The 19,553-nt window shown below is 64.3% G+C and carries 15 protein-coding genes; 7 read left to right on the top strand and 8 right to left on the bottom strand.

Translation table 11 applies throughout. The features are described from left to right. Positions 1-137: 137 nt before the first annotated feature. Positions 138-407 carry an oxidative damage protection protein gene (locus VNK82_03500; protein ID HXE90009.1) on the bottom strand — a complete coding sequence of 90 codons (270 nt, stop codon included), beginning with the start codon at positions 405-407 and terminating at the stop codon, positions 138-140. A 101-nt stretch (positions 408-508) separates the two neighbouring features. Here VNK82_03500 and VNK82_03495 point away from each other — a divergent pair, with 101 nt between their 5' ends. The 4 genes from VNK82_03495 to VNK82_03480 all read left to right on the top strand — a co-directional run bounded on the left by VNK82_03495 (position 509) and on the right by VNK82_03480 (position 4,692). Next, positions 509-1,105: a cysteine dioxygenase family protein gene (locus tag VNK82_03495; protein ID HXE90008.1), complete on the top strand. Its 597-nt coding sequence runs from the start codon at positions 509-511 to the stop codon at positions 1,103-1,105. A 590-nt stretch (positions 1,106-1,695) separates the two neighbouring features. Continuing rightward, on the top strand, positions 1,696-2,403 hold the full coding sequence (locus tag VNK82_03490) for an ABC transporter ATP-binding protein (protein HXE90007.1): 708 nt from the start codon (positions 1,696-1,698) through the stop codon (positions 2,401-2,403). Continuing rightward, positions 2,400-3,749 carry an ABC transporter permease gene (locus tag VNK82_03485; protein HXE90006.1) on the top strand — a complete coding sequence of 450 codons (1,350 nt, stop codon included), beginning with the start codon at positions 2,400-2,402 and terminating at the stop codon, positions 3,747-3,749. Before VNK82_03490 ends, VNK82_03485 begins: the two co-directional genes overlap by 4 nt. A 169-nt stretch (positions 3,750-3,918) precedes the next feature. Further along, positions 3,919-4,692, top strand: a complete 774-nt coding sequence (locus VNK82_03480) for an alpha/beta hydrolase family protein (GenBank protein HXE90005.1) — start codon at positions 3,919-3,921, stop codon at positions 4,690-4,692. A gap of 29 nt (positions 4,693-4,721) precedes the next feature. Here the strand turns inward: VNK82_03480 and VNK82_03475 are convergent, their stop codons facing one another. From VNK82_03475 to VNK82_03455, 5 genes are all read right to left on the bottom strand, one after another. Then, entirely contained in the window at positions 4,722-6,452 is a 1,731-nt protein-coding gene (locus tag VNK82_03475; protein ID HXE90004.1) for a carbon starvation CstA family protein, read from the bottom strand. Between the two features lie 175 nt (positions 6,453-6,627). After that, the gene (locus VNK82_03470) at positions 6,628-9,183 is read right to left on the bottom strand and encodes a CehA/McbA family metallohydrolase (protein ID HXE90003.1); all 2,556 of its coding nucleotides are present in this window, start codon (positions 9,181-9,183) and stop codon (positions 6,628-6,630) included. A gap of 97 nt (positions 9,184-9,280) precedes the next feature. Beyond that, positions 9,281-9,754, bottom strand: a complete 474-nt coding sequence (locus VNK82_03465) for a nuclear transport factor 2 family protein (protein HXE90002.1) — start codon at positions 9,752-9,754, stop codon at positions 9,281-9,283. 80 nt (positions 9,755-9,834) lie between these two features. Next, the gene (locus VNK82_03460) at positions 9,835-11,574 is read right to left on the bottom strand and encodes a CocE/NonD family hydrolase (protein ID HXE90001.1); all 1,740 of its coding nucleotides are present in this window, start codon (positions 11,572-11,574) and stop codon (positions 9,835-9,837) included. 76 nt (positions 11,575-11,650) lie between these two features. After that, entirely contained in the window at positions 11,651-12,967 is a 1,317-nt protein-coding gene (locus VNK82_03455) for an APC family permease (GenBank protein HXE90000.1), read from the bottom strand. Positions 12,968-13,183: 216 nt separating this feature from the next. Between VNK82_03455 and VNK82_03450 the strand changes: the two genes are divergently transcribed. The 3 genes from VNK82_03450 (at position 13,184) to VNK82_03440 (ending at position 18,059) form a co-directional block, all read left to right on the top strand. Further along, positions 13,184-15,070: an ATP-binding protein gene (locus VNK82_03450; GenBank protein HXE89999.1), complete on the top strand. Its 1,887-nt coding sequence runs from the start codon at positions 13,184-13,186 to the stop codon at positions 15,068-15,070. Between the two features lie 129 nt (positions 15,071-15,199). After that, positions 15,200-16,774: a M20/M25/M40 family metallo-hydrolase gene (locus VNK82_03445; GenBank protein ID HXE89998.1), complete on the top strand. Its 1,575-nt coding sequence runs from the start codon at positions 15,200-15,202 to the stop codon at positions 16,772-16,774. Between the two features lie 100 nt (positions 16,775-16,874). Then, positions 16,875-18,059 carry an FAD-dependent oxidoreductase gene (locus VNK82_03440; GenBank protein HXE89997.1) on the top strand — a complete coding sequence of 395 codons (1,185 nt, stop codon included), beginning with the start codon at positions 16,875-16,877 and terminating at the stop codon, positions 18,057-18,059. Here the strand turns inward: VNK82_03440 and VNK82_03435 are convergent. Beyond that, positions 18,056-18,619, bottom strand: coding sequence for a hypothetical protein (locus tag VNK82_03435; GenBank protein HXE89996.1), 564 nt, complete (start codon positions 18,617-18,619; stop codon positions 18,056-18,058). The genes VNK82_03440 and VNK82_03435 overlap by 4 nt on opposite strands. A 4-nt stretch (positions 18,620-18,623) precedes the next feature. Further along, positions 18,624-19,547: a stomatin-like protein gene (locus VNK82_03430; GenBank protein ID HXE89995.1), complete on the bottom strand. Its 924-nt coding sequence runs from the start codon at positions 19,545-19,547 to the stop codon at positions 18,624-18,626. Between the last annotated feature and the right edge of the window lie 6 nt (positions 19,548-19,553).

Raw genomic sequence — 19,553 nt, 5'->3', positions numbered from 1 at the left:
AGTCCCGATTCTGAAGGTGTTTGAGCTAGAAGCTGGCAGCTAGAAGCTACAAGCCAAGTTGAGGCGTTTGCGCGGCGTCTGAGCCGCGCGCCGAAATCCTGAGTGAAGCGAAGGAACTCTCATAGCGTTCACGTCAACTACCCCAGCGGCTTATACTCCGGCGGCGGAGCCGCCCCTTGGCCGAAAAAGAACTCTTCCATGTGCTGCAAGATCAGCTCCTGGTGCTGCTTGTTGGCGGGATTCAGCCGGTATTCGTTGATCACCATCTTCAGGTGCTCCATCCACATGCGCCAGGCTTCCTGGGAGATATTCTCAAACACCTTCTGGCCCATGGGGCCGTCGAAAGGAGGCTCCTCCAGTCCCGGCAACTCCCGGCCCAGCTTCGCGCATTTCACCGTTCGAGGCATTTTCAGGCTCCCGCTCGTATGCTACCGCCTCGGTTTTCCCATTGGCAAATTCGCTCCGGATAATGCAGAATTTCCTGCATCGTTTCAGGCTGGGGGATGCCATGGACGTCGCAACTGCGCAAACCGTCTCCATTGCCGATTTCGTCCAGGGGCTGCGCCGCTTCCCCGAAGCGGCGTTCTCGGAACTGGATGCCGTCCGCACGTTCCTCCAGCGGAACCGCGTGGAGCCGGCGTCGCTCGAACCCTATCTCACCTGGGACCGCCAGCACTACACCCGCAACCTCATCGACAAGACCCCGCTCTATGAGCTGATCGCCATCTGCTGGGAAGTGGACCAGCACAGTTCCGTCCACAACCATCGCGAACAGAACTGCTGGATGGCCGTGCCCATCGGGCGCCTGCTGGTGCAGAACTATCGTGTCCTTTTCCAGGACCTGGCCGCAGGAAAGTGCAAGCTCGAGCCCACCGATGAATTCCAGCTCGATCCCGCCCATCCCTGCGCCGTCAATCCCGCCGAGCCCGTGCACAAGGTCTACAACCCGGTTCAGTTCGCCCAGCGCGCCGTCAGCCTGCATGTTTACTCCCGGCCCTTCGATACCTGCGATGTCTACTCGGCCGAGCAGGGAACCTGTGGCAGCATCCGCCTTTGGTACACCACCGAGTACGGCGTCCCCTCCCGGCAGCCGCGCAACCAGTAGCGCTGACGGTGCCCCATGTCTGCGCGATGCTCTTCCGCGCAGACATGGGAAACTCGTGGACCTCTCTGTCCCTTTCGATGTCTGGTGTCGTAACCCACGATCGGATTCGCAAGGTGAATGAGCCACAGAGCTTCAGCCCGCTGGGCGGCATTCATGTGATCCCAACGCGGATGCGCTGGGTAGGCAGTGGAAGAAAGGTCGAGCCCCGAAGGGGCAGCAAACACCTTTCGGGCCTTGCGTCGAAAGAAATCATGCCTTCCCGCTGCTTCCCAGCCCGCCCGACTCGGCTGCGGTGGACGGGGAAAGAAGGGCGGACGGGGAGGGGCAGCACGTGCAACTTTCTCCTTGACATCCGCATCTTAGTGCTATATTCTCTATGAGGTATTGACTATGGGAATATAACAATCGACTAAGCTCCTTATTTGCGGGGAACTTGCCTCTAAGTCCTTTGTTTTCGGGGATGATCAGGGATCTGCCCACCCTAACCCGTTGATTCCATTAGGAGGGGAGGGGTAGGGGGTGGAGCGTCGGCACGCCGGCCCGCCGCGAACTCTGAGTCCCCCGCGCGCGTAGTAACATCAAGACGATCGATGCCCACCAACGGTCCCGCCATCCGCACCGAGAACGTCTCCCGCCACTACCGCATCGGGCAGGGCGAAGTACGGGCTCTGGATGGAGTCACGCTTGAGGTTCAGCGGGGCCAGTTCCTGGCGCTGCTCGGCAGCTCCGGATCCGGCAAGTCCACGCTGCTGAACCTGGTCGCCGGACTCGACCGCCCGACCTCCGGCTCGATCGTGGTGGATGGCCGCGACCTCGCACGCATGAACGGGGAAGAACTGGCGCGCTATCGCCGTCATACCGTCGGCATGGTCTTCCAGAACTTCAACCTGATTCCTTCGATGAAGCTGGAGGAGAATGTCGACCTGCCTCTGCGCCTGGCGGAGGTGGACCGCGGCGAACGCCGCGAGCGCGTGCGCGAGGCCATCGAGCGCGTGCACCTGACCCCGCGCATGGGGCACCGGCCCACCGAGCTCTCCGGCGGCGAACAGCAACGCGTGGCTCTGGCCCGGGCGCTGGTGAACCGTCCCTCCCTTCTGCTGGCCGACGAGCCCACCGGGAATCTCGACAGCCAGACCGGCGAAGACATCCTCAATCTCATTCGCGAGCTCAACCAGTCGCTGGGGATGACGGTCATCATGGTCACGCACGAGCGTCCCTTGGCGGAGCGCTATGCCGATCGCATCGTGTTCCTGGCCGACGGCAAGCTTTTCGGCGAGAGTGCAGGAGTACGCGCATGAAGACGCCGGACCTCGTCGAGCTGGCCGCGCGCAACCTGCGCGAATCCATCCTGCGCAATTCGCTCACTACCCTCGGCATTGCCGTAGGCGTGGCATCGCTCGTCGCGATGCTTTCGCTGGGCATCGGCCTGCAGGAAATGGCCGGGCGCCGCCTGGCCGGCTCCGGACTCTTCGACACCATCTTCGTGACTTCGAGGCAGGATTTCCGCGGCTTCGACCGCGACGAGGATCGCATGGCGAAGCCGGAGGAGTTTCGGGCGCTCGACGACAATGCACGGCAGGAGATGCGCAATCTCCCCGGCGTGGTCGAGACCTTCCCTGAGATCCGCCTGATGACCGAGGTGCGTTACGAAGGGAAGATGAACTTCGCTTTCGTGGCCGCCCTGCCGCCTTCGGCGCGTTACAACGAGGCCTTCGAAGACATGCGCGGCCAGTTCTTCTCCAGCCCTACGGCGCAGGAGGCGATTCTGGCCACCGAATTCGCCAGGGAACTCACGCCCGATCCGGATTCGCTGCTCGGCAAGGAAGTGATCGTGCGCTACGCGGAGCGCCAGCCCCTGGCCGGTGGCGGCGCCGCTTCCTCGGGCGACGACGATGCCGGCGAGTCCTTCGGCTTCTCCGTGGTGCGGCGGGAGCAGCCCCTGAAGATCGTCGGGCTGATCGAGCGCGAGCCTTACAGCGGCCTGCGCACCGTATCGCGCGGCCGCATCTTCATTCCCACAGCCTTCGCCGAAAGCCTCAACGTCCTGCAGTTTTCCGATTTGCGCGGCGCTACGCGCGACAATCCCGCCCGGACCTACATCAGCCTGGTGGTACGCGTGGACAGCCCGTCGCGCGTCGAGTCCGTGCAGAACGCCATCAAGAAGATGGGCTTCCGAACCTTCTCCGTGCTCGACGCCACCAAGAGCCTGCGCCGCTTCTTCGCCATCTTCGACCTGTTCCTGGGCATCTTCGGCAGCCTGGCGCTGGCCGTCGCTTCGCTGGGCATCGTGAACACGCTGGTGATGGCCATTCTGGAACGCAGGCGCGAGATCGGCATCCTTAAGGCGCTGGGCGCAAGCGACGGCGACGTCAAGACGCTCTTTTTCGTCGAGGCCGGAGTGATGGGCGCTTTCGGCGGCGCGCTGGGCGTAGTGCTGGGATGGGCCATCGGACGGCTCATCAACTGGGGCGCCAATGTCTATCTGGCCCGCCAGCAACTGCCTCCGGAACAGATCTGGTCCGTGCCCTGGTGGCTGGTGTTGGCCGCGCTCGCCTTTGCCGTGCTCGTGAGCCTGATCTCCGGACTCTATCCTGCCGCGCGCGCCGCCCGCCTGGATCCCGTGCAGGCGCTGCGCTATGAGTGATCGGGTTCACTCTTCCGGATGGTCATCCCGAGCACGCCGAGGGATCGGTTTTTCTCTCCGCCCTCGGCATCTTTTCTCTGTGCTCTCTGCATTGAGTCTCTTGATCTTGCTTTGCGCCCCAGCGCGCGCTGCCTCCCGTGTCGAATGTTCCACGGTGCCAAGCAGGTTTATGAAGGCTTCCGTCCGCTACTGCGCCCTGCTTCCCTCGAGCTACGACGCTGACAAAGCGCGTCGCTACCCCGTGCTCTACTTTCTGCACGGCCTGGGCGACAACGAGCAGTCCCTGGTCAACGGCGGCGGATGGAACATGATCGAGCGCCTGCAGGAAGAAAAGAAGATCGGGGAGATGATCGTCGTCACCCCCGACGGCGGTCGCAGCTTCTACATCAACTCCCACGACGGCCGCACCCGCTATGAGGATTTCTTTGTCCGGGAGTTCGTGCCGTTCATCGACAAGAAATACCGCACTCTCGCCACGCGCGCGGGCCGTGGCCTGAGCGGCGTCTCCATGGGCGGATACGGCGCGCTGCGCTTCGCCTTCAAATATCCGCAACAGTTCGGCTCGGTCAGCGCCCACAGCGCCGCGGTGATGAAAGACTTGCCGCGCGGAGCCGAGGCCGCGCCCGGCATCGGCGGCGGCCGCAGCTCGCTGCTGGGCACGGTGTTCGGGTCACCGCTGGACCACGCGTTCTATCAGCGGCAGAATCCCCTCACCCTGGCGCGGCAGGGCGCGGGTCTCCAGCGCGTCAGAATCTACTTCGATTGCGGCACCGAGGATGAGTACGGATTCGACGCCGGTACGCAGGCCCTGCACGAGGTGCTCGAAGCACGCCGCATCCCGCATGAGTTCCACCTCTTTCCCGGCGGACACGGCTGGCAGTACGTGGCGCGCCACTTCGACGCTTCACTGACGTTCCATTCGCGGGCGTTTGGAGGAAAGTAGCCACAAAGACACAGGGCCACCGAGCATCGCTAGTCGCCAGCCGACGGTTCCGTTGCCAGCGATTGGAGGCCACGGGCACGACGCACATCGCGGATCGCGCGCAGTCCTTCGAGGATGAAGATGATGGCCAGCACCAGCAGCCCCACAGCCACGAATCCGTTGACGATCGAGGGATGCAGGCGCAGCCCGCCGTTTGCGATCTCCTTTGCGCCCTCGGCCATCTGCACCAGCAGGGCGCTGACGGTCGCCGTCATCACGAACAGCATGGGCAACACGGTGTACCAGGTGCGGCGGCCGGAGCGGTAGAGCCACACGCTCACGCCCAGCAAGGTGAGCGACGCCAGCAACTGGTTCGAGGTCCCGAACAGCACCCAGAAGTGCCGCCACGCCCCTTCGCGCGCCGAGAGCAGGACGAGCAACGGAACGAACGCCGTCAACGCGGCTGCGAGGATTCCTCCGATGCGACTGCTGGCGCGCCAGCCCAGGCCGCCGGCCAGTTCCTGCAGCAGATAGCGGCCGAGGCGCGTAGCCACGTCGAGCGTATCGAAGACGAAGGTGGAGAAAGCCATGGCGCCAAAGGTCGCCGCGAAGGTGAACCAGCGCTCACCCACGAGCACAGCCAGAAAACGCGCGATGCCATCGCCATAGAGCTTTCCCGGCGCGCGCCCGGCGATGTCCGCGGGCAGCACCACCATCACCGTGGCCAGCGCGATCAGCGCCACCAGGCCTTCGAGCAGCATGGTTCCGTAGCCGATGGGCTTGCAGTGGCTTTCGCGCGCCACCTGCTTGGAAGTGGTTCCACCACATACCAGGCCGTGGAATCCGGAGCAGGCGCCACACGCAATGGTGACAAACAGGAAAGGAAACAGCAGTTGTTCGACCACCGAACCGGTACGCGTCTGTATCACCGCCGGCTGCTGGATCTGGAATCCGCCGAACAGGATGCCGATGACGCCGATGCCCAGCACGAGGTAGAGCACAAAGCCACCAAGGTAGCCGCGCGGCTGCTGCAGCAGCCACATGGGAAGCAGGGAAGCGACGAAGCAATAGACGAGGATGGCGACGTGCCAGACGTGCAGATCGAACACCAGCACGGTCGAGACTCTTGTGCCCAGCCACACCACGCCCAACGTCGCGGGCACAAAGGCGACCGTCATCAGCCACATGGGCGGGTTGAGCCTGCGCTGCACAATGCCCATCAACAACGCCAGCAAGAGGTACATGGTGCTGGCTGCCGCGACGGCGCCTCCGGCATTGAAGGAAAATGCGGCCTGGAGTTCCTCGGTTTGACCGAGGAAGGTGGAGGCGGTGACGTCGGCAAAGGCGACGATGACGTACAACAGCGCGATCCAGATGAAGGCGATGAAGGCCAGCCAGGCGCGCCGTCCGAGGTTCTGCCGGGCGATCTCGGCGATGGAGTTGGCGCCGTGGCGGACGGACGCAACGAGGGCAGAGAAGTCATGCACGGCGCCGATGAAGATGACACCGAGCGTGATCCAGAGGATGCTGGGCAGCCAGCCGAAGGCCAGGCAGGCGGCGATGGGTCCGACGATGGGTCCGGCTGCGGCGATGGCGCTGAAGTGCTGCCCCATCAGGTAGAAGGGCCGCGCGGGGACGAAGTCGATGCCGTCGTTCAGCCGCGTGGCGGGCGTCGCGATCGCATCGTCCAGCCGATACTGCCGCGCGATGAAGCTGCCGTACAGCGTGTATCCGGCAATCAGTGCCGCCATCACCAGCGCGGAGAGCAGAAGAAGGCTCATGGTAGCTCTTGACGGAAGGATGCGCTCACGCGAATCAGGTTACCACTGACCGTCGATTGTCATTCCGAGTGCGCCGCGGCGGACGAGGAATCCCTATGGCTGCGGTGTCCGCAAGCCCAGATACGTTGTGGCTATAAAGGTACCTCGCTACGCTCGGCATGACAAAACCACGAGTCTACTTCAACATTCCTTCGTACACGTTGCGCGCCTCGCTCAAGGTCTTGAAGGTCTCCTCGCGCTCGGCGTCGGTGTTCCAGTCAGTGAACTTTTCCACCGATTCGCGGATACGGTCGATCCAGGCGATGCAGAACTTCGCATCTTCGGGTGAGCGCGGGCGCTCGCCGCTTACGCTCACATAGATGGGACTGGTAGTCGCGTACGGATAGATGTCAAGAATAGGATGCTGCGGCTTCTCGCTCCAGGCACGCAACAAGCACCAGCCGCTGGCGTCGAGGGGAATGGATCCGCGCACGTCGGCCTGGTCGCGCGTCGCGTTCATCTCCAGCGTGCGCACGACCCTGCCGTTGCACACCACCTCGAGGTGGTCGAGCGGAACCAGCGAGCGCATGGAAGCGGTGAAGCGCACTTCCGGATCAGGGGTTGCCAGCTTGAGCTCTCCGCCGATGGCCTGGCCGCCGAGTGTGAAGTCGAGCAGCGGCCCGTTGGTGGCGAAGCCGTTGCCGCGGCGCACTGCGTCGAGCCACTCTTCGCGCTTCAGCGGTCCCACCGATACGCGCGCATAGACCCGGTTCAGCCCGACCGGTCCGTGGAGCGAAGCGTAGTTGGCCATCGCATCCGTGCCTGCGCCGGCGGGAATGCGGAAGCCCAGGTTGAGCAGCCGGTACCAAATGCTCGCCGTCGAATGATGGTCGCTGAAGCCGAGGACCTCGACGTAATCGGCCTTGCCGAGCGCCGCATCGACGACGAAGGCGTGGCGCAGCGGACGGTCCTTGGCGGGATCGGGAGCATCCTCGATCTCGTAGGGATGAACGTAACCGACCAGAGCGCCCTGCTGGTGCGCGAGATCGGCGATGAACGAGTTCGTCGGCCACAGGCTGGCAGCGGCGGTCTCCGGATAACCGGCGTAATCGGGAATCAGGTAGTTGCGTGTCATTCCGAGCAGGCCCATGTGACCCCAGTAGCTGGTGTGAAACTCCTGGTCATGCAGCAGGAGAAAGTTTGCGTGCGAAACGGGATCCGGCTTGCCGGTGAAATACGAAATATCAGGGATGCGCTGTTCCTTGTTGACGATAAGGTCGTGCACGACGCTCAGGTTTTCCGCCGCGGCCTGCTGCGCCAGGCGCGCGGGTGTGTTGCGGTAAGCGCCGGCGTAGTTCATGTGCACGTGCAGGTCGCCGCTGGCCCAGCGCTTGCCGGTATCGGCGGGCAGTGGCGCGAGCGGACGCAAGCGCACGGGCACGGTGGTGACGCGGTCGGCAAAGACATCGGCGCGGCGCTGCTCCAAGTGATGCTCGAAACCTTTCATTACTTCGATATGCACGCGACCCGCGGGAACTGAAAGCTCGGCCTGGCCGGTGATATGGAAGTAGTGAGCCTCGAACCTGCGTTGGGCGCGGACGAAGCCGTCATCGGCGTGCATCCAGGCGTCATCGGGAGCATAGGCACGGCCGTCGGAATCCGTCACTGAAACGCGCGCGGCTGTCGGCCGGCCTGCGGCATCGAGCACGCTGATGCGCAGCTTTCCCATGGGCCGCAGGTATTTGCGCTCGCGGGCAATCACCTGGCGTTGCGCCCCGCCGGGCAGGTCCATGATCCACAGCGAGGTGTTGCCGTCACGGTTGGAAATGAAGGCGACGCGCGACCCGTCGGGCGACCAGCGCGCGGCTGTGTTGTCGTATTCGCCGTAGGTCAGCGGGAAAGCGCTGCCTCCGTCCGGCGTCGTCACCCAAAGCTGATGCCACTGCCGGCCGAGATAGGAACTGAAGACGAGCCTTTTCCCGTCGCGCGACCAGTCGGGACGGGCTTTCCAGGTGGTCTCTTCCGAGTGGAACTCGCGGGCCTCCGCGCCGGTTTTCGCTTCCATGCGCCAGAAACCGCCAGTGCCATAGAAATGCCCGCGATTGGAGACGAAGATGATCTCCCTCGCGTCCGGCGACCACGTAGGGCTGATCTCGTGGTCGAACTGGCTGTAGTAATAACGCGGCTTGTCGCTGCGTGTTTCGCCGGTGAGGCGCTCGGTGGGGAACTGAACGGGCGCGGGTTCGCCATCCTTCAGGTGCAGCACAAAGATGTGGAAGCGGCGGTTGTATGCGGTGGAAACGTAAACGATGCGCGAGCCGTCCGGCGACCAGCGCGGCTCGACGTTGACGTGCCCGCCCTGCGTGAGCTGTTTCTGCGCGCCGCTTTCGACGTCGAGCCGCCAGAGCTCGATGGCGCCGCCGTCGTAGCGCGAGAAGACGATCCAGCGGCCGTCGGGCGACCAGTCGGGCTGATAGTCGTAGCCGGGACCGGCGGTGAGCTGCACGGCGATCTCGGAGTCCGGCCGCTGGCGCCAGAGCGAGCCCGCCCTGGAATACACCAGCCACTTGCCGTCGGGCGACCAGGCAACGGAACTGGGCCCGGTAGTGAGCTGCGGCAGATACATCTCGCGGAAGTAGTAGGAGTGCGGCAGATCAATCTGTTTGAGGACGGGTTCGCGCTGGGCGAGGAGAGGAAGGGGAAAGATCAGCGCTGTGAGAAGCACGAGCGACTGCGCTGCGCGGAAGAACACCGAGATTCTTCGCTCGATTGTCCCGCGCCGGTAACTGCGCGCGCGAGCCCTCCCTCGCTCAGGATGACGGCACCAAAGAAATGAAACTCGAAAGGACCTAGGGTTTGTCATAGGAGAAGACGATGGCGACGATCTTCCATCCCTCTGTGCTTTCGACCAGGTGCAAGCCCAGCTTGCCGCGGGATTCTTCGCCCTCATCCACGAAGATGAAATCGGCGGTGACGCGAGCGATGCGGCGGCCTTCCTCGATGCGGACATTCTCCAGGCGCTCGCTGACCCTGCGGCCGGTTTCGAAATAGCCCTTCTGGGCGCCGTAGAACTCTTCAAGGTTGCGGACGCGGATGGAGCCATCGTCGCGCGGGTGAGCGACAGTCAGCAGGGGATGGAAGAGCGTCTTCCACTGCTCGAGGGTTTCGCGCCGGTACAGGGCGACGTAGTCGCGGACGGTCTGCTCCAGCGCGGCGCGAGAAGCCGGCGGGTTGAGGTCGTCGGCGAGCATGAACGGGCAGAGGGCGAAGAACACGATGAGCGCCAGGCCCCTCTTCGTGCCCGGTGCGGCAATGCAGCTCATAGGAATGCCTCGCTACGCCCGGCATGGTACCCATGCTTCGCTCGAAGTGACAACGCGTGCTGCCAACGGAATGACAATGGTCAATCTCCCTTGCCGACCACGGGGAGCACGATTCGTGAGCGCCGCAGACGGTCGTGATGAATGCGAAGGACGGCTTTGCGCATCTCGGCGGAGTCGATCTCTGACTTGCCGGTGTGCAGGTTGTGCGACATATGCGGGAAGAATGCGGTCGAAATCTGCACGCGCACGCGGTGTCCTTTCTCGAAGCGATTGCTGGTCAGCAGATTGGTGAAATCGAGCCGATAGATGCGGCCGGGCACCAGCTTGTGCCCGAGGGCATGGCTGGCGCGGAGGACGTCAAGGCCGGGGCTCATCAGGTTGAAGGCTGCGCCGTCGGGAGCGACGTCGAGCAGGCGGACCCAGAGGTCGGTATCGGGCGCATCGCAGGAAAAATAGATTTCGGCGCGGATGGGTCCGGTGACGTCCATGGCGTGTGTCAACGGCGCCGAGTCAAACACCAGGACGTCGGGACGCTCCGCGAGCGCGCGGTAGTCGTGCGCACCGGTCGTCTGAGCGAAGGGGTCGGAGACAGGAGCGGAGGGGTCGGAAACGAACTCACTGAAGGAACGACTCGTACGCACCGGCCGCGACTCCAGCGAACGGGCTTTCGCCGCACGCGTGGCCAGAAAGAACGAGGTCTGGGTAGCGGGTGGAGGCCAAGTCTCGTACTCGTGCCAGCGATTGGCGCCCATGGTGAAGACGCGTACAGGTTTTTCGCGCTCCACGCCGTTCTGGAGACCACGCACGTAATGGTCCATCCAGCGAAGCACGACCTGGTCATAGTCGAGAGCGGCATCGGGTCCGAACTCGCGCTCACCGGACTTGGTACGGCCGACGGCTTTCACCCCATGCACCCACGGACCGACGATGACAGCGGTGCGGTGCGGGCCGCCGCGTGCGGCGACCAGCCCGGCGAAATTGTTGACCGCGCCATCGGGGCCATAGGCTTCGTCGTGCCAGCCGGAGAGATTGAGGATGGCGGCTTGCGTCCCGCCGAACTTGCCCCGCAGTTCAGCCCAATCCCACCAGGGGTCGCTGGGCGGGTGGCGCATCCATTCGTAATAGGAGGGTGCGACGTCTTTGAGGTCGGGTAGCGTGGCGAGCGGCAGATGTCGGCGCATGCGATCGCGGGAACGCTCCCACTGGGCGGCGACTTCGTCGTCCGAGCGCGGCCCGGGCAGGTTCTTTTTCGCGCGCACGTCGGGCGCGATGTTGTTCCAGATCCACCCGATCCAGGAGAGGTCGAAGACACCGCCGGAATAGAAGAAGTTGCGCGGTGTGTGGTAGGTCATGGCCGGCACCATGGCGACAAGGTGCGGCGGCGATTCCATGGCGGCCAGCCACTGCACGGCGCCCGGATAAGAAAGACCGAAGGTTCCCACCTTGCCGTTCGACCAGGGCTGTTGCGCGGCCCACTCGATGGTCTCGTAGCCGTCCCGGCCTTCATTTTGATACGCGACGTACTCGCCCCCGGAGCCGTAGCGTCCGCGCACGTCCTGAATGACCACGGCGTAACCGCGCTCGACGGCGGCAGAAAACGTGGTGTAGTCCTTGACGGCTTCACGGCGATCGTAAGGCGTGCGATAGACCAGCGTGGGGAACGGACCGGGACCGCGCGGACGCCAGACGTCGGCACGCAGGACGACGCCATCGCGCATGGGAACGGCTACGTCCGATTCACGAATGGAATCGTCTTCCGAAGGAGACGGGAAGGCAACAAACCCGAGCAGAAAGACCAGCGTGGCGAGTCGGGCGCGCATGAAACGCAGCAGGGTAGCACTGCGCTGTGAGGCGGAACAAGCGGCGAATCGTAGAGCCATCCTCCAGAGGCAAGCATTACCTTGAGGCTTGAGCCGGAGTGTTTCGAAAGAGAACGGCCACCAGCCAATGAATGAAGGCCAACGTCGTAGTGGCCGCGATGATGGCGAGTTCGCCCTCGCCCATGCGGGTCACCAGGATCCCGCAGAAGGCGATTCCCGCCGCCACGAACAGCCAAGCGGCCGGGAGGCGGAACACTGCGGGCGGGGCGGAGGGCTTGCGCCGGAACACCACGACGGCGCCGCAGATGGCGGCGTAGGTGAAGAGCCGGGCGACAGCGGACAGGGTGAGGTTCCAGCGAAAGTCGCCGATCACGGCCAGGAGGAACACCAGTGCGGTGAACACCAGGATGGATACGTGCGGAGTGTGGAAGCGTGGATGCACAGCGGCGAACCAACGCGGGAAGTCGCCAGCCTGGGCGAAGGCATAGGTAAGGCGGGGCGTTACCAGCATGGTGGCCGTGAAGTAGCCGTAGACGGAGAGCAATGCACCCAGGCTGATGAGCGCAGCGCCGGGCGCGCCCAGGAAGACGCGAGCCGCATCAGCCAGAGGCCGGGTGCTGCTTTCAGGGCCGGGGAGGACGGCGATTACCACATACTGCACGAGCATGTAGAGAAAGGCGGCGCTGGCCAGCGCGATGCCTAACGCGAGCGGCGCATCGCGCTGCGGATCCCTGGCCTCAGACATGGGAATCAGCACCGCCTCGAATCCGCCATAGGCATAGACCAGCAGGATGACCACCGCGAACCAGTCCGCGCCTGAGCCGCGGGAAGCGAGCGGCGGCGCAGTTTCCGGTCCGAATGCCGCGAAGGCGCCGCCGATCAGGGCGAAGAGCACGAGCGGTATGAGCTTGCCCACGATGAAGACGTTGCTGGCGCCGGCGCCGGCCCGCACGCCCCGGTAGTTGATGATCGCCAGAATCCCCAGCAGCAGCACCAAGATGGTGAGGCGCGGCAGCCGATGCCCGGCCTGCGGCCAGAACTCAGCGGCATACTGAACGAAAAGGTTGGCGTTGGCGGCGGCGGCGGCGATGCGGACCAGCCAGGCCAGCCATCCGATTTGCAGGCCGGCGAAACGGCCAAAGGCTTCGCGGGCGTAGAGGTAAGGGCCGCCAGCCTCGCGGAATCGCGAGGCCACCTCCGCAAAGCAAGCCATGATGACGCCCATGCCCGCGGCGGCGATCGGATAAGCCCAGAGGGCCGCGCCTCCCAGATGTTGGGCCACCAGAGAAGGAAGTCCGAACACAGCACTCCCGATGGTGGCATTCAGCATCAAACCAACCAGGCTCCAACGCCCGATATCACGCAGCAGGTCGCTCTGTTGGGTGGCGTTCATGGCGGACGGAAGCGGACCCGGAGTGTATCACCGGGAGAGGCGATAAGCCCAAATATTTCAAGCAGATGCGGGCGTTACTTTGGACAACGCCGGCTCGCCCTTCTGTAATGTTTTCAATTCGGGAGGGTTACCCGATGCTATAGGCAGAAACTTTCTCGCACCTACTCCCCAAGGTGAGGGGCACAAGGCTCGCGGAGGGAACGAGGCAAGGACCAAATGGCGACGGCTGCCGGGTCAGCAGGCAGAACGGGACAAGGGCCGCGGGCGACGCGATTCCCGCTGAGCCTCCCGCTGCGTTACCGGCGTCCGGGTGAGCCGGAGTGGCACGAAGGACTGACGGAAAACATCAGCCGGTCCGGGGTGTTGTTCCGGGCACAGGACGTGCTGGAACCAAAGACACCGGTGGAACTTACGGTCCTGCTCCCTGCGGGCACGTTCGGCGCCGGGGCGGTGGTGAACTGCGGCGGATACATCGTGCGCACAGTTCAACCGACGGCGCCGGAAATGCTCCCGGGCTTCGCGGCAGCCATCTCCGACTACTCGCTGCAGGCGCAGATGCGTGCGGCCATGGAGCCGCGGCCGCACACCGAACACGGGTTGCGCCTGATGGTGCAGCAGCTCCCCGTCATTTTGTGGACGACGGACCGCGACCTGCGCATCACGTCGACGGCGGGCGCGGGTCTGCAGGCGTTGCACCTGACTCCGACGGAGGTGGTCGGCGTCCACCTGGCCAGCTTCCTGCAAATCGCGGAGCCCGATACCGAAGCCGTGCGAGCGCACACGCGCGCGCTGCGCGGCGAGTCGGTGGCCTTCGAGGTGCAATGGGGCGGGCGGGTTTTCCAGGCGCACGTGGAGCCGCGGCTGGGCCCGCAGGGCGAAGTCGAAGGAACCATGGGCATGGCGCTGGACATCACCGAGCGCCGGCAACTGGAACGCCAGCTTCTGCAAGCCCAAAAGATGGAAGCCATCGGGCAACTGGCCGGCGGGGTGGCCCACGACTTCAACAATCTGATGGCCATCGTGATCGGCTATACCGACCTGCTGATGGACGAGCTGGACCCCAACAGCTCGCAGATGAAACATGTGAAGGAGATCCGCAAGGCGGGCGACCGAGCCGTCGCCCTGACGCGGCAGCTCATGGCCTTCAGCCGCAAGCAGGTGATGGCGCCGAAGGTGCTTGACCTGAACCAGGTGGTGGCCGATACCGACCGCATGCTGCGGCGGATCATCGGGGAAGACATCGACCTGGTGGTGATCGCGGAGCCGGAGTTGTGGAATGTGCGCACTGATCCGGGCCAGATGGAGCAGGTCATCATGAACCTGGCGGTGAATGCGCGCGATGCCATGCCGGGCGGCGGAAAGCTGACCATCGAAACGGCCAACGTCGAGCTGGGCGAGGCCGATGCGGCCCAGCACGTCACCATGAAGCCCGGTTCCTACGTCATGCTGGCGGTGAGCGATAACGGGATCGGCATGTCACCGGAAACGCAGGCGCGCATCTTCGAACCGTTCTTCACCACCAAAGAAAAGGGCAAGGGAACGGGACTGGGGCTGGCGACGGTCTACGGCATCGTCAAGCAGACCGGCGGCTACATCTGGGTGTACAGCGAAGTGGGCAAGGGCACGACCTTCAAGATCTACCTGCCCCGGGTGGCCGAGCCGGTGGAGAAAAGCGACCGGCCTTCCGGCGTGTGGAAGGCGATCGAGCCGCCTCGAGGCACGGAGACCGTGCTGCTGGTGGAGGACGAGGAGTCGGTGCGCAAGCTGGCGCGCAAGTGCCTGGAGGAGCAGGGATACACCGTGCTCGAAGCCGCCAACAGCAACCAGGCGCTGGAGATCTGCGACCGTTACGACCAGACCATTCACCTGCTCATGACCGACGTCATCATGCCCGGCCTGGACGGCCGGCAACTGGCGCGGCGGGTCAACGCCCGGCGCCCGGAGATCCGCGTGCTGTACGTCTCCGGCTACACGGAGAACACCATCGTGCACCGCGGCGTGCTCGACGCGGGCATTGCGTTCCTCCAGAAGCCGTTCCGGCCGCTCGACCTGGCGGTGAAAGTCCGCGAAGTGCTGGACGAACCGAAAGACAAGCAGAACTGAGGCCGCTTCTGCCTTTCGCGAGAAATGAAGAAGCGAGCGCATCGCCTTTCCTGCCTGCCTCAACCTCACCTTTGCTACAATCCCTGCCCTCTTCGGGTCGTCAGCTTTTTCCTCCAGGGGGCAGAAATCATGGAAATCACGCGGCGTGAATTCAACCGGGCCGTAAGCCGGGGCATAGCGCTGGGCGCAACCGCCAGCGCGTTCCAGTTCCTCAACGTGCCGCTGGGATTCGCGGAAGATGTGCTGGAGAGCGCGGCGGTGCGCAAGATTCATCAGTACATCGCTGATCATCAGGCCGAGCACATTGCGCGCATCCAGGAGTTCCTGCGTCTGCCGAGCGTTTCCAGTTGGGGTTGGGGAACGAAGGTCAACGGGCGCGAAAACATGGCGGAGTGCGCCGACGCGCTGCTGGGCCTGTTCAAGCATATGGGCTGCCAGTGGGCGGAGCTGGTGAAGACGGACGGATTGCCCGGCGCAGCCGCGGGCTACGACTGTGGGGCAAGAAAGACGATCTCGCATTACTTCATGTATGACACCCAGCCCTTCGACGAGAAGGAGTGGTCGTCGCCGCCGCTGGCGGCCAACCTGGTGGACCGCCCTCCGTTCGGCAAGTCGATCATTGCGCGAGGGGCCATCAACTCCAAAGGGCCGCTGGTTGCGTTCCTGAACGCCTGCGAGGCCATCATCGCGGTGGAAGGCAAACTGCCGGTGAACATCGTGTTCACCTGCGACGGCGAGGAGGAGCAGGGTTCGCCGCACTTCCACCAGGTGCTTGAGCCCTATATGGACAAGCTGAAGAAGTGCAACGCGCACCTGGACGCCGGCCCTTCGCAGAACAGCCAGGGCCAGGTGAACATGAGCCTGGGGAACAAGGGCATCGCGTACTTCGAGCTGCACACCCACGGAGCCAGGTGGGGACGAGGCCCGCAAAAAATCCCCATCCATTCTTCGCGCAAGGCCATCCTGGATTCGCCCACCTGGCGGCTGATCGAGGCGCTGCGCACCATGTTCGACCCGGCGTCGAACCGCATCCTGATCCCCAACTACTACGACGCTATCGTGCCTCCCAACGAAGAAGAGGAGATGCTGATTGCGACGCTCATCCAGAAGATCGGCGGCCGGGCGCTGGCCAGCGACAAGGAGAACGCCAAGGTGTGGATGAACAACTGGAGCGACGCCGAGGCCATCCGCCACCTGACGTTCGACACCAGCCTGAACATCGACGGCATCTGGTCGGGGTACACCGGGCCGGGCACGGCCACCATCCTGCCGGAGAAAGCGGCGTGCAAGATCGATTCGCGGCTGGTGCCCAACCAGGAAATCGACAAGCAGATCGCGCTCGTCCGGCAGCACCTGGACAAGCAGGGCTTTACGGACATCGAGCTGAAGAAGATGGGCGGGGGCGACGAATGGGCGCGCACGTCGGTGAAGGCAGCGCCGGTGCAGGCGGCGCTTTCGGTGTACAAGCACTACGGCATCGAGCCGGCCATCTGGCCGCGCTCGGCGGGATCGAGCCCGCAGGCGCAGTACACGCGTCCGCCGCTCAACCTGCCGGCCGCTTCGGCGGGCATGGGACACGGCGGCCGCGCGCACTCCATCGATGAGTACTTCGTCATCGAGGGCAACGAGCAGGTGGCCGGGCTCGTTAAATGCGAGCAGTCCATCGTGGACCTGCTGTACGCCTACGGGAATTGGCCGGAATAGGGCCTGAATGCACTGGTCTCGGAGAACCTTTCTGGGCGCGTGCGCGGCAGGCTTCGCCGCGCTGCGCGGCTGGGGGACGCCGGGCGCAGGAGGAAGCAAGATGCATGTCGCCGTGATCGGCGCGGGCGTGTTCGGCGGGTGGACGGCGCTCTACCTGCTGCGTCGCGGCGCCCGCGTCACGCTGCTCGACGCGTGGGGGCCGGGCAATTCCCGCGCCAGCTCCGGCGGAGAGACGCGCGTCATCCGCGCCACCTACGGCCCGGACAAAATCTACACACAACTGGTGGCGCGGGCCCTGAAGCTGTGGCCCGAGCATGAAGAGCGCTGGAAGCGGCGGCTGTACCACCGCATCGGAGTACTGTGGCTGGCGGGCAAGGACGATCGCTACGAGCGCGCAGCACTTTCGGTCATGCGTGAAGCCGGATTGCCGTTCGAAGAGCTGACCGCAACGCAGGTGGCGGCGCGTTACCCGCAGATGGGCGTCGAGGGCGTGGAATGGGCCATCCTGGAGAAGGACGCGGGCTATCTGACGGCGCGCGTTAACTGCCAGGCAGTGATGGATGGTTTCGTGATGGAGGGCGGTGAGTATCGGGAGGCTGCAGTTGCGCCCGGAGCAATCCAGGGCGGACGGTTGCAGGAGATCAAGCTCTCGGACGGCTCGACGCTCTCCGCCGACCTCTACCTCTTCGCCTGCGGGCCCTGGCTCCCCGAACTCTTCCCCGACGTACTCGGCGACGTGATCCATCCCACGCGGCAGGAGGTGTTTTTCTTCGGCACTCCGGCAGGCGATTCGCGCTACAACGAGGACCGGTTCCCGGCCTGGATCGACAACGGCGAGCGCATCTTCTACGGGATTCCGGGCAACCAGCACCGCGGCTTCAAACTGGCTGACGACTCGCGCGGCCCGGAATTCGACCCCACCCGCGGCGACCGGACGCCGACGCCGGAGCGCATCGCGGACGCGCGGCGATACCTGGGCGTGCGCTTCCCCGGACTAAAAGACGCGCCGCTCGTCGAGGCCCGCGTGTGCCAGTACGAGAACTCGCGCGACGGCCACTACATCCTCGATCGTCACCCTGGGGCTGAGAATGTGTGGCTGCTGGGCGGCGGTTCCGGCCACGGCTACAAGATGGGCCCGGCGCTGGGCGAGATGGCGGCCGACGTGGTGCTGGGGAAGCGAGCGCCCGAACCCTTCTTCCAGCTAAGGCGCTTCGCCCAGAAAGCGTCTGTCGGCGAGCCGAAGTTCCGTTCGCAGCGACGGTTTGCTGACCGAATGCCGGGCTAGCTCGCAGACGGGGCCGGACGGCGTCTGTTCAACCAGCGGTCGAGAAGCACATTCCAGACAACCAGCAGCGCCAATGCGATGCCAGCGGCGCCGCCCTGAAACCAACGTAACTGCGGCACGTAGTCCTTAAAGAATCCCCAAGGAGAGAAGGCCAGGTTCACGTTCAGATCGGGCGGCGTCAGCCAAGCGCTCACAGGGATGAGGACGAGGTACAGCCCCCAGGCCGTGAGGGCGGTGTGCTGCGGAAGGCCGGTATGGCGGATGTGCAGCCATCCTGCCAGGGGCGGCAGCACATGCACCAGGACCGAGGTAGGGGAGATCCAGCGCTTGGTGATGCACTCGATAGCCCACATGGGGAAGCCCAGAGCGATGTGGAAAAGAAATCCGATTGCGATGGCGCGCGTCGAGCCGAAAACGAATCCGAGGGCCAGGATGAGGGACGCGACGTGACATCCCCAGAGCATCTCCCAGCGGTAGGTTTCGCCCTTGGACCAGGCGTGGAGGACGAGCGCAAGCAACACCAGCCACCCGATCCGCCGCTGCACACTGCGGCTGACCACGGCGTCAGCGCGCTTGCGGGCGCTGGATCACGCTCATGGCGGTGGCGATCATCCCGGCGATATCGACCACGTTGGCGGGCATGATGATGCTGTTGGCCGCCTTGGCCAGGTTGCCGAACTGGGTGATGTACTGCTCGGCAACGCGCAACTGGACGGCCTGCATGCCGCCCGGCGCCTCGATGGTCTCGGCCACCTTGCGGATGCCTTCGGCGGTGGCGGTGGCCACGGCCAGGATGGCGGCGGCCTGGCCTTCCGCTTCGTTGATCTGCTGCTGGCGGCGCGCTTCGGAGGCTTTGATGACCTGCTGCTTCTCGCCTTCGGCCGTGTTGATGGCGGCGTCGCGGACGCCCTCGGAGTTCAAAATGGTGGCGCGCTTTTCCCGCTCGGCGCGCATCTGCTTCTCCATGGCGGCCAGCACGTCACGCGGTGGAGTGATGTTCTTGATCTCGTACCGCAACACCTTGATGCCCCAGGGCTCGGTGGCCTTGTCGAGTTCGCTGACCACCGAGGTGTTGATGTTGGCGCGCTCTTCGAAGGTGCGATCGAGATCGATCTTGCCCACTTCGCTGCGCAGCGTGGTCTGCGCAAGCTGGGTGATGGCAAATGTGTAGTTGGAGATGCCGTACGAGGCGCGGTGGGGATCAAGGATGCGCAGATACAGGATGCCATCCACCGCCACCTGAACGTTGTCGCGGGTGATGCAGATCTGCTCGGGAATGTCGACGGCCGTCTCCTTCAGCGAGTGCCGGTAGCGGATGACATCCACGAAGGGGACCAGGATGTGAAATCCCGCACCTTTGGTGTCGTGGTACTTGCCCAGCCGCTCGACGATGTAGGCGTTCTGCTGCGGCACGACCACCGCCGTCTTCCACAGCGTGATGATGACCAAAAGCGCCAGAAGGAACGTGACAAAGAGCGCGGCATCCATACGATT

The organism is Terriglobales bacterium (genome assembly GCA_035573675.1).
Taxonomy (GTDB): Bacteria; Acidobacteriota; Terriglobia; order Terriglobales; family Acidobacteriaceae; genus DATMAB01.
This window is presented reverse-complemented; position numbering and strand designations above follow the sequence as displayed.